Consider the following 12,068-nt stretch of genomic DNA (forward strand, 5'->3'; position numbering starts at 1 on the left):
ATTATCAATAACCTCTATATATATGTAAGCTGAAGGTTGATAGAAAAATCGTATTGGTTTGTAAGAAAGTTTACTTTTTACTTCTTTTATGGGGTCTTTATTACCTCGATGTCTTGTTTATTAAGTGTGATCGGACTTTTTGCTTAACGCTTATATTATTCGACAATATTCTTGTTTTTTTGTACTTCGTCTATTAAAAATATCCTCTATAGGAAATAGACATTCCCAAATCTTTCAAAAGTAACACCTCTTTTTTCTTACCGAATTTATCTATACCGTAGGCAGAAGGTCTCCTCAGAGGATGATAAACTAACTTTTATAGAACCGATTAAGCGTGTGTGAAGAATTGTACTTAAATTAAAGTGGCAGGTTTATGGAAGAAAAAACACATTTACAAACAAATATTAATTAAGTTTACTTGAAGTAAGATGTAGTGTTGAGGTGGATATATGATAATAATTTCAATTGTATTCCCGATAAAGATAAAATAGTTTTTAAGCAAATTTCTTAAGGAGTGAACTCCCATTACCAGTTTTATTATTGATTTACTAATTGATATTACAGGCGATATAATTGGACATTTCATTCCTAATTTGTCACCTGAATCAAAATTCCAAAAACACATTATCAGATTAAGGGAAGAAGATTGGTTTTCCTTAATGGTGAAGGATTATAGATACGAATATATAATCTACAATAACAGCAGGGTGAAGCGGTTCTTAAGAAGTGAAAAAAATGTAAAAATGATTACAAGTATGGAGGTGGAGAAGGAGAAATTCATAAGTTTAGTAAAAGAAGAGCATGCTAGATTTACAAGGTTACGATAATTTTAAAAAGTGCTTTTAGACAGGATAGTAGTGCATGAAGGGAACTTGTGAAACAATATACCTAAACTAACGGGTTGCGTTAGTTGAACACCAATGGGCTGCTTCGTTAGTCCTTTTTTTATTGTGCTAAATGGCAGTTCAGTTAAAGAAGGATTTTATAAAATTGTGTTGAATTTATTTATTTTACAGAATAAATATTAATAGGAGCGATTACTAAATGACAGAAAAAATTAAAGTGAAAATTGAAAATTCACTAACAGTACTATTGGTATCAGAACTTGAGAAATCTAAAAAGTATTATGAAGACGTATTGGGTTGTGAAGTAAACGAACATTGGGCAATACGAGATGATTTCGGTTTAGGATTTAAATTAATACAAGCAAAAGATTTAAATGATATTAGACCTAACAAAGGTACTTGGAATACTTATGCATATGTAAATAATCACACTGAGCTTGATGCATTATTTGATGAATTGAAAACAAATGGTGCAATTATCGTCTCTGAACCAAATTTAACTGAGTTTGACTGGGGTGTTTGGAAAGAATTTTCAATTCGAGACTTAGATGGATATGTAATTGGTTTCGGTTCTGGTAATAAAAATAACTGACATGCTCTTTTTTAGTAATAAAGTTTAAATAAACGTCACATAATTCACTTAAAAAGGTGTGTAAATCAAACCTCTTTCCAATGCAACGGGGTGCTTTACTTGAAGAAAAAAATCTACATAAGAAGGTCGTTTGAGGAATATCGGCAGCAAAAAAGGCACTCATAATTGCAGTAACCTTACGCATATAGATACGTAAAATGTGTGTATAAAGCCAATAAGACGGTGGAGGTTATGAGTTTCGCTTCATGGTTTGCTATAGGCATTGGGGTAGCAGTCGCGATAGGTCTATTCGGTGGTAAATCAAAACAGAAGAAAAAATAAAGAAGGCACTCGAAAAATGAGTGCTTTTTTACGTTAAAAGAACAAAATTGATTTGCGGTTCTGAAGGGGCAATATATGTGCCTTGTATATTAATGTGCTTTTTTTAGGATTATGAAATGGTGTACTTAAAGTAACGGGTGCTTGAGCTGATCGCTACGGCGATCTTTTTCTTTATTCAAGTAACGTGGCAGAATAGTTTAACTTGATAAGTGGATTTTTATGGTAAAATAAATTGAGTGAGGAGGTAGGTATGATGAATCCCAAAACTTATACTATTCTAGGTTGTGTTTTCATTTTAGTTAGTGGGTTAATTTTCACTTTAGAAAGATTAAGAGTGGCAATTGTGTTTGTGGGAGAAAATGTATCTCAAGGTTCTTTCCGAGCAAGCCCTCTTTCACCGTCTATTGCGGATAATTTGGCTTCTATTATCTTCTTAGTAATCAGCATTGTGTTCTTTTATAAAGCAAAAAGTGGCAAAAAAAGTAAATTTAAACTACAGGGGCGTTTGTAGAAGAATAACTAATCGATTTTAAGGCTGTGGCCATATCATAGTTATTCCATTAAAGGGCCGTTTGTTGAACATCTAAAGCCTAATTTCTCACCAAGGTACGGAGGAATTAGGCTTTTTATCTTTCAAAATCCTTAACTTTGTAAATCCGCACTTCCGTGACGTTATACCGATGGTAAATGCAGTGGCAACAAGCGGTAAACCTTGCGGCAATTGCTGGTAAAAATAATGACAGAAGTGGTACATTCTTATGGCCGTAATCAATTCTCCATTAACTCATAAAATAAGCCACCAGAACCGTCCCCTTGGTATTCCCTTGGTCCCAAAAAAATGTCACATGATTGTCACGAAACAACTCGAATTGTGGCATATTCTGCAATATTCCCTGTAGTAATAAAGTAATTATTATTATATTATAATATTAAAGGGTTATATTCCCATAATTTAAAATATTTTACATTATGTAAATGGTTTTAATCCATTTCCACTTACTTGTTTAACAATTTTAATGCCAGATAGATAGAAACTCTAGAGAGAATTCACATTGTATATGAGCACCTTCCTATGACAACATGTTTATCATAAAACTGATTTATTAGAACGGGCCGTTTATCAATTTGATAGCAGCTTTATTCTATAAATAACAATTTTTGATAAAGGAAGTGAAAAAGTTGTGATGTGAAAAGTTCAAAAATGACTATGAGAGGACGTGTCACTGAAAGTAGATTGGATGTATGCAAGAACAGGTTCAAATTTTTTTACAGGATTTATAGGTTGTAAGAAGTTTATAAAAAACCATTTTGGGGAGTTGTATGCATTTGTTCATTGAAAACAATTATTTTATCAATCGGGATTTTATGTTTATGGTTGGTCAGTATGATCGAAATGCAAAGCTTTGTGCACTTGTGAAGGAACAAAATAGAACGTTTATTGTTGACAGATCCCCCTTAGAAATCCTAAATGAGAGTATCAGATGTATCGGTTTTAATTTAAAAGGAGCAATGGAAACGTCAAAGTTGCTGCTCGGTGATAAACATATGTGTCCCATCATGGTTAATCCCATACATAATATTTGTGTATTCCCAAATAAATCCGCCAAGCATGCTGACACGATGTGGTTCAATCCAGATCATATTTATAGGACGAATACTTTAAATGGAAAAGCCAAGTTAGAGTTTACGAATGGATTGATCATGATGGTTCCTTCGAAGCTTTATACTTTTAACCATAAACTGCAAACGGCAGAGCAATTCAAGAAAATGGTAGACGGGAACGGATATGATCCCCTTTCCTCAAAGAAAGATCCAAGAAAAGGGGCATGATGTTTACATACGAAAAAAACCACAGGGACGGTTCTCATGGCTCAAAAATGCCGGGAGAACCGTCCCCTTGGTCCTTTTAAACTTTAGCTGAGTGGGGGTCTGACCCCATATCAGAGATTCCTGTTTCTACTTTTTTAATGGTTATAGCTGAACCAAATAGTTTCATACAGATATAATAAACCACACCAGACGCTACTAATGAATTTAATGATGATACTCCAATATCTGTAACAAAGTAACCAACAGCGAAACCAGCTGCCCAAGCAACAATGGATATAGGGTTCCAACTTTCACTATGCTTTGGCAGTTCATTTTTTCTTCTACTTTCATCCAGCTCAGCCCTACTACGCTTTAAAATAAAATAATCAACAATGATTACACCTACAACTGGTGGGATAACTACCCCAAGTAAAACAAGAAAACCTATAAATTTGTCAAGAATCCCTGCAACTGACATGAAAGTACCGAATAAACCAACGACAATCGTCATTGTAGCACGATTAAAATTTTTCTTGAAAAATATATTCATAGAATTTGTTAAACCGAGACTAGATGAGTAAAGGTTAAGATCATTTGTTTTAATAGTAGAAAATAGCACAATTGATGCCCCAATCCAGCCTGACAAAGAAAGCATAATGGTGACAACATCTGGTGATTTAACAGCATGCGCCATTAATACCGCAATTAAGCATATGGTTAACTCCCCGACAAAAGTACTTATGGCTGTCATCCAAAATACATCTTTCCATGTCCGTACATACCGGCTTATATCCGGCGTAGTGACAACCCCTACAACAAACCCGCCAGTTACCATAGTGATCGCAACTCCCATGGGAAGTGCGGTACCAGGTGCCGGAGAAACCAGCAGACTGCCAATATCAGCAGTTGCAAGCATCTTGTATGCAGCAATGCCAACGGCAACTAAAAATAAAGGTAATCCAATATTTGCCGTATAACTTAAAACCTTAAATCCATAGACAACTAGTAATGTAAGACCCAACCCCGTAATGACTGACCATATCTGTACATTAAACATATTTGTTGCTTCGTAAAGTCCTAATGCAAATACACCATTCTGAACACCAAACCATCCTGTTAATGAAATGGCAATAACTAGTCCGATTAGTAATGAACCAAAATTCCCAAACCCTGACCATCTTGTTAATAATGCGGTTGACAGACCTTCCTTAGCAGCTGCGAAGCCAATTCCAAAGCCTATAACTTGCAGGATCACACTTCCAAACATAACTGCCCAAAATGCATCCCAAAATGACATTCCATACCCTAATGTTGCACCAAGCATCAATTGCGACACACAGGCAAAAAAGCCAAGTCTTACGACTAATACCTGCCACATAGGCCGTTTGTCGGAATCAGGAACACGACGTAAAGAATGATCATCATGAGACTCTAAATTTTCTTGAATTTTTACCATACCAACACCCCTTTTTGATATGTTTTTTTATTAGGCTCTTTTCTAAAAGTCTGTTGCTGTTTTAGATTCGCCGATATAATTGAAAATTCGCCGATAAAGTGGTTAGATTCGCCGATATAATTGAAGATTCGCCGATAAACTTACAAAATTCGCCGATAAATCAGATAAACCTGCTAAAACAGTGTAATTTTACACTCCATTAATCACTTTTTAGAGTTTGAACATGGGTAATAACAACATTCTTTACGAAAACAGCCTTTTATTAAGACACTTATGACCTTATTTACTCGACTAAGAGCGTTTCTTCACCTGGTAAAAATCAGGGAAACAAAAGAACCGTACCCACGTTTCCCTAGTAAAAAATGTTTCATAGATATCTATTAAATTCGTCTCTAATTGAAGGGTTATTGAAAACAACATAAAGTGGTCTTGAGAAATCAAGATGTCTTAATATCTTAACTCCGTCAAAATCTCTCTCTTGTGCCTGATATTCAAAGACTCCAAGATCAACTACTGCATAATCAGCTTTATTTTGCACGATAAACTCAACCTGTTCCTGTTGATCATGACAGAAGACTTTTATTCTTTCTGGCAGCAGATCTATAACATCTCCATATTTATAACCTTTAATTACAGCCAACTTCTTATCCAACAGATCAATTTCTTCAACAGACTTAAGATCTTCATCTGTAAATGAAATAATTGTGGTTATGGCATTCCTAAAAAGATTTGAAAAGTAGTAGAGTTTTTCTCTTTCTGGAGTCTTTTGAACTTGAAATGCAATATCAATTTCTTTACCAATGAGCTTTTTTTCAATTCTACTCCAAGCATCCAAGATGTACTCTGCAGTAGCTCCCATTTTGTTTACTATTTCTTCTACCTGTCTGTAATCAGATCCTTCTAAAACTCCCATCTCATTATAAAATTGATATGGCGGAAAAGGATCGGCCCCTACTAAATATTTCTTCATCACACCCCTACTTTCCTAACTTTTTCGCTAGTTCAGCAAGGTCCGGATGTATGAATATCCCATTATCCAGTATTAACTGTCCGTCCAACCACACAGAGCAAGCCAATGAAATTCCATCTACATGGCTTTTTGCAACTCTGGGTGCTCCTCCTGAATAATTTGGTCCTTGATGACCAAACCCCCATTCAGTACTTCCCCAAATTCGCTCATCCTCTGTGGTGCATCCCTCTAATTTAGCATTAGGACTGCATCCATAACAAACATGAGCTGCAATATACATATTCGGGTCATTTAAGGATGCGAAATAATCTTTAACCCGCTTTGCAAGCGTTCCACCTTCAAACTCAACAATTCGTCCTTTTTCTACAACGTAGGTTATCGTCTCACTTAGAACACCTAATTCGAGATCTCCACCTCCACTAAGTGCCCCATCAAATGCTATTCTGCCATTTATACTGTCTTCAATAGGTGCCCACCCTATCTGGCCAATAAGGAAATGTGCCCCCGGTGTACTATAATCGATCTCATTGTTTACTGGTCTGTTTGGATCATTATGAAAGGTTACGTCAGTACCTGCTTTATTTGTTATTCTTACTTCTGTTGCTTCTTTGGTTAGTTGAGTAAGTCTTGTCTGGAACTCATTTTGTGCTTTCATATCGACCAGACCTATATTCCTAACAATTCTTTCTATTCCTAATCCGCCAAGCATAACTTGCCTCGTTCTTCCGTTCGTAACAGCTTTATCCCATATTGGAGAGTATAAAAGCCATTGATCATTTAGTTCTATCCATACATCCGTTTTGTCCACACATTCTTTAAGTGGCTCTGGTAAGTATTCCATGGTAAGTGCCCCATAACCTTTTGGTGTTGAATGCCAGGCCAGCATTGCCTTAGCACCCAGTGCATCAGCCATTTTTACTATTTCCTCAGCTACTCTGAAGTCTCCAATGGAATCCAGAGTTACCAGCACGCTTTCACCAGGTTTTACCTTCACCATATCGTGCATTAGTTTGTAAGCGCTTTTTGTAAGTTCCATATCTAAAAATTGTGCCATACTATCCCTCCGTTATTTTTTATTAATATAGCCTAATTTTACAACAATTAAGTGAACTTTTAGAATGTTCTAAAAACCAAAAAAAGGTTAGCTAGTTGTGCTGTAACACAAACCGCTAACCACAAGATCCTAAAAAAACTTACTTGTTTTCAAGTGCAATTACCATCAATGTATTTAGTAAGTAAGGCATTTTCCAAGGTTCAAAACCTAATAAATCAATAATTTTATTTTTTCTATAATGGACTGTATTTTTGTGAATATACATAGAGTTAGCCACTTTGTCCACGTCCATATCATTAATAATAAGTTGGCTCAAAGTATTATACAAATCTTGTTTGTTCTTCTCATCATATTCTTTGAGTTTTTGAAAAATATTTCCTAAAGACGTAGTCAATTTTTGATTCTCTCTGAACTCTCTAATCAATCCAAAACAACCTAAGTCCCTGTATAGCGTATATTCATTTTCCCCAAAATATCTTCTTCCAAATTTAAACGCATCTATGGCTTCTGTATATGCTTTGGGAATATCCCTGAAATCATTAAATTCATTGCTTACACCAATAGAAATGTCACCCGCTAAATCATTATCCCAATATTTAAGCAGCTGGTTACATATTCTATTTATCCGGTCTTTTATTTCTATTGTTTGTTTCGCAATTAGTATAATAATTAAATCACTTCTTAACCCAACTAAATTATCCTTATTCTCTCTTTTTATCATGTCGTTTGTCTTTTGGTACTGAACATTTTCTATATATCTTTCTAATTCTCTCAGATTCCCCCTGGGGTTTTCTTGGAATTTGTTAATGTTAAGGACAATTATCTGACTGATTTTTTGTATATCCCAATTTATATCCATTCCCATCTTTATTGCAACTTCATCAGATCTAAAATTCCATGTTATGAGATCCCCTATATACTCTTGTTGCCTTTGCATTTCAATTTCTGATACTCTGCTATTTTTGGTAGATATTAATGTATAGATTCTGGATATTATATCAAGTATTGAATCTGAGTCCTTTAAATTATTATCCTCAAACTCTGCAACTATAGTACCAAAAAACATACCTTGTGATCTGACAAATCTTAATATGTATTTTTTATCATTAATCGTTAAAATCTTATTTTCATTATCTATAGTTTGTATCTCATTACTTCTTTCAAATAAATAATTTGATAATTCACTAAACTCGGTATTGTATTTAGGATAAATAAGCTTATTGTCAATATCTAAAAACCATATCTTCCCACCGTAATAAAAATCTGTCATTGTTTTATAAATAACATTAACATCCTTTTTAGAGACTACATATTCAATTAACTTATTCTGCATGTGATTTGCATCTAAATACCCACCAGATTTTTCTTCCATAAGCTTCAATATAATTGGATTCAAAATCTCAATATAGGTTGTCTCACTTTTAGCAATAATCAAAGGAAAGTTCATCTTGTTACATAGTTCTTCGATTCTTGGGTCAATATTCTTAAGCCAAAGATCTAAGTGGCAAATAATTACCCCTGCAGATTTAGCTTCTATAAGTGATTCAAAAATTTCTAGTTGCTTCTCCTTATTATTCATTATTGCATAAAGAGAAGTTACATAAAGTTGTCCTTCTATTAACCAACTTTGCTCTTTGGTCTCAGCAACTTCTAAAACGGTTACTGAGGATATTTTATTGTCCAGACCATCAATACCAGCTTTTATATAAGCATACTTAAGACCACTTAATGAAAATACATCCCTTACTCTCATATAATCACTCCAGATTAATATTGTTAAATTGTAGTTTCATTCTTAATGATTCATATAAAATAGCTATTTTTTTATTAATAATTGATATGGCCATTACAATATCTTTAAACGTTCTTCCATATCTATTATAGTGTTTTTTGTTATAAGCGTTGACATTTCTTTATAACTTAATTTCTACTCGGGGAATGGATTTGATCCCCTTCCCTCTAAGAAAGATCCAAGAAAAGGGGCATGATATTTACAACTAGCGATTAATCCAAAATTAAATCAATAGTCTTCGGTATTTTAAAAAGAGTCGGCCACTACCATATAGGTAGGTGCCGACTCTTGCTTTCTAATAAGAAATTCTGATTAAAACTAAATCATATTTCAAAAATAAAAAATCTCTTTAGCCTATTTAAGCTTAGAGATTTTATTTTTGGATAAAATTTCGGATCCTTGCTATTATTACCAGATGGTCTTGGGTGGTTGGTTTAGCATTTGATAGCAGCATTTTGATGTAAGATTCGCTTTTCACTCACAAATGCATATCGGGAAGCACCTAGAGTTCCTCATCCTCTTGGGGTATAACTTTCAAGCTAAGCCCATCTTGGTCAATAGCAAGGTCAGGAAAGGTCTTTCGTAGTCTTCTAAGTGTTTTTTTATCCGCAATTTCCTTGTCAGCCCTTGCCCGCTCAATTCTTTTCATGGTTTCTTTCTTCGTATCTCCTACTTCAATCAGTCCTAAAAACGGTATCAAAACAAAATTTTTCTTTTCTCCTGGTTTCAATTGATCACCCTCCTTAACTATAATTTAAACAGGAAAATGAAAATCCCTTGTGACAATATTGCAAACAAGTACAATTTGTAACAACTACATATTGAGTTGCCCCTTAACTGGGGGCAGTGTTTTTCTATTTATCAAATGTTGGGGGAATACATATTTCCATATGACAATCTTCTTTGTGATTTTACGAATATCAAGTAATATCGACACTAATCAAACATTTGGTTAAAACCTGGATAAACACTACCAAATAAGGCTCTTTCATGTCCAGAGCAAAAAAATATTGTTGAATATTGCAAGATAAATGGAACTATCCCATAACAATCAAGCTATTCCCACCAATAGTACAAATATCGACTATTTTTCTTATGAAATAAACTAACTAATCGTTTGATTCAATACCGTATTATCAACGCTACCAAGGGATTATATTGATTTAGCAGGGAAATTTATTGTCGATAATCCAGTAGGATTTCTACAGAACAAAGGGCATTATTCCCCAGAAAATGTCGTCATTCTATTAAACCAACATAAATCTACTTTTTTTCCTTTTTTCCAACACTACTCAATCATTTGATTGAATCTCCCGAATTCCCTGGTACATAGGTTTTTTTATTAAACAATGGTAAAAAGATTGTCGGAAATTCTATTAGCAACAAAAATAAATTTTTTCTATTTGGTTTTCATATCTAAAAAACTCTATGGGATAAAAACCATAGAGTTTTTCAAATTCAGCACCGTTTTAACTAAATACCAGAAATTAGTCTATTCCTCTTCCTCTTCCCAAGGAAGGTCCTTGAAGAAACCCTCCATCATTCTTAGCTTTTCCATAGTTTCAGGCGTTGTCATGTACTGCAATTTTTTAGGGTCCTTTCCCCATTTATTGTTGTCACTACTTCCGTCAAATTCTGACAACGAACAGTGTTAAATTGCCGTAAACATAGTATCATAGAAGTTAATTCAATTTTGTTACTTGAACAACTACCTTATCCTCGCTATAGATAATTGAGACCATTTCCCACTTCAGTTCTATTTCTATTTCCCAAAATAAAACACTCCCTAATGCAAATTGCTTAGGGAGTGTTTTCGTATTTACTCTAAAGCGCCACTTTGATTAAAATAGTACCATTTTCCGGAAATCTGCGCCCAGCCAGTCTGCATAGCCCCGCTAGTAGTTAAGAAATACCAGGTTGAACCACTTAGCAGCCATCCAGTTTTCATAGCACCGCTAGTATTTAAGAAGTACCAAGAGGTGCCGTCCTTAAGCCAGCCGGTCTTCATGGCACCGCTAGAATTTAAGAAATACCAGACATTTCCGTCTTTGAGCCATCCAGTTTTCATAGCACCACTGTTATTTAAGAAATACCAGGTGTTACCGTCTTTTAACCATCCGGTTTTCATTCCACCGTTATTGTTTAAAAAGTACCAAGTCGATCCGTCTTTCAACCAGCCCGTCTTCATGGCACCAGTATTGTCAAGGAAGTACCATGTTGCACCATCTAAATACCAGCCAGTTTTCTTTTCTCCAGTGGTTTTATCATAGAAATACCAAGTTCCATTCTCTTGGACCCAACCGGAAAGTTTAGCTTTGACTGTAGAGACAACTATTTTAGTTTCTTCGCTAACATTACCATCTTTGTCAGTTGCAAGGATGAACAGTTCAGTACCTGCTTGTTGAACAGGAATGGCAACTGCGAACTTGCCATCTATGCCTGCAGAAGCAGAGCCAATAACAGATCCATTAATTTTTATATCGACTTTAGAACCAGCTTCTGCTTGCCCTGTTACGGAAGTATCTCTGTCCGTTACTTCATTCACCACAGGTTTTGCAGGAGGGGTAATGTCTTTAACGACAACAGTGGTTGCTTCGCTGACATTTCCAGCTTTGTCAGTAGCTGTAATCACTAATTCAGTGCCTGCTTTTTGAACAGGGATACTTACGGTAAATTGACCATTCTCTTGCGTTACAGTAGAACCAATTTCTATCGAATCTTTTTTTATGGAAATTGTTGAGCCCTTCTCTGCCTTTCCTGTCACAGTAGTAGATGAATCAGTAACTTCATCAACAAATGGTTTTTCAGGACTAATGATATCTTCAACAGATAGGCTTCTAATTTCACTACTGCTCCCCTTCTTATTTACGGACCAAACCTCAATATGGGTTCCTTCGGTTTGAGAAGGAATTGAAACTGAAAATTCTCCATTATCATTCACCTCATCAAAATACAATTGTCCCTGGATCTTAGCATAAACAATGGAGCCAATTTGTGCTTTACCAGTAATTTCTTTATCGATATTAGTTATTGGATTAATCTTTAGAAAAGTATTTACATCCCCTACTTCGACTTTATACACTTCACTATTAAAAAATGGAGCCTCAGTTCCTTCGCGACTATCAAATAGGTAATTGCTCTCTCCGAAGTTGAAGGATACCTGTCCTGATTTCATAGGTGCTTCAACGTTTATTGTATATTCATATTGCTTATCGCCAATTTTTCTTAT

General features: G+C 34.9%; 9 protein-coding genes. 3 read left to right on the top strand and 6 right to left on the bottom strand.

What is annotated here, in order from left to right:
• The first annotated feature begins 1,044 nt into the window (after positions 1-1,044).
• From ACIQXV_RS17105 to ACIQXV_RS17115, 3 genes are all read left to right on the top strand, one after another.
• Positions 1,045-1,437, top strand: a complete 393-nt coding sequence (locus tag ACIQXV_RS17105) for a VOC family protein (RefSeq protein WP_402960416.1) — start codon at positions 1,045-1,047, stop codon at positions 1,435-1,437.
• 571 nt (positions 1,438-2,008) lie between these two features.
• Positions 2,009-2,269, top strand: coding sequence for a hypothetical protein (locus tag ACIQXV_RS17110; RefSeq protein WP_402960417.1), 261 nt, complete (start codon positions 2,009-2,011; stop codon positions 2,267-2,269).
• 815 nt (positions 2,270-3,084) lie between these two features.
• The gene (locus ACIQXV_RS17115; protein WP_402960418.1) at positions 3,085-3,588 is read left to right on the top strand and encodes a competence protein ComK; all 504 of its coding nucleotides are present in this window, start codon (positions 3,085-3,087) and stop codon (positions 3,586-3,588) included.
• A gap of 76 nt (positions 3,589-3,664) precedes the next feature.
• Here ACIQXV_RS17115 and ACIQXV_RS17120 read toward each other — a convergent pair whose 3' ends face one another.
• The 6 genes from ACIQXV_RS17120 to ACIQXV_RS17145 all read right to left on the bottom strand — a co-directional run.
• Positions 3,665-5,023, bottom strand: coding sequence for a purine-cytosine permease family protein (locus tag ACIQXV_RS17120; protein WP_402960419.1), 1,359 nt, complete (start codon positions 5,021-5,023; stop codon positions 3,665-3,667).
• 367 nt (positions 5,024-5,390) lie between these two features.
• Positions 5,391-5,993, bottom strand: a complete 603-nt coding sequence (locus tag ACIQXV_RS17125) for a substrate-binding periplasmic protein (protein WP_402960420.1) — start codon at positions 5,991-5,993, stop codon at positions 5,391-5,393.
• Positions 5,994-6,000: 7 nt separating this feature from the next.
• The gene (locus ACIQXV_RS17130; RefSeq protein ID WP_402960421.1) at positions 6,001-7,047 is read right to left on the bottom strand and encodes a 2,5-dihydroxypyridine 5,6-dioxygenase NicX family protein; all 1,047 of its coding nucleotides are present in this window, start codon (positions 7,045-7,047) and stop codon (positions 6,001-6,003) included.
• Between the two features lie 139 nt (positions 7,048-7,186).
• Positions 7,187-8,800: a PucR family transcriptional regulator gene (locus ACIQXV_RS17135; RefSeq protein WP_402960422.1), complete on the bottom strand. Its 1,614-nt coding sequence runs from the start codon at positions 8,798-8,800 to the stop codon at positions 7,187-7,189.
• 541 nt (positions 8,801-9,341) lie between these two features.
• Complete coding sequence (locus ACIQXV_RS17140; protein ID WP_402960423.1) at positions 9,342-9,569, bottom strand: hypothetical protein; 228 nt, start codon at positions 9,567-9,569, stop codon at positions 9,342-9,344.
• Positions 9,570-10,658: 1,089 nt separating this feature from the next.
• Positions 10,659-12,068: Ig-like domain-containing protein (locus ACIQXV_RS17145; RefSeq protein ID WP_402960424.1), on the bottom strand; the 1,410-nt coding region annotated here is incomplete at its 5' end.

Origin of the sequence: Neobacillus sp. NPDC097160, assembly GCF_044762155.1 — a bacterium.
In the GTDB taxonomy this organism is placed as follows: Bacteria; Bacillota; Bacilli; order Bacillales; family Cytobacillaceae; genus Neobacillus.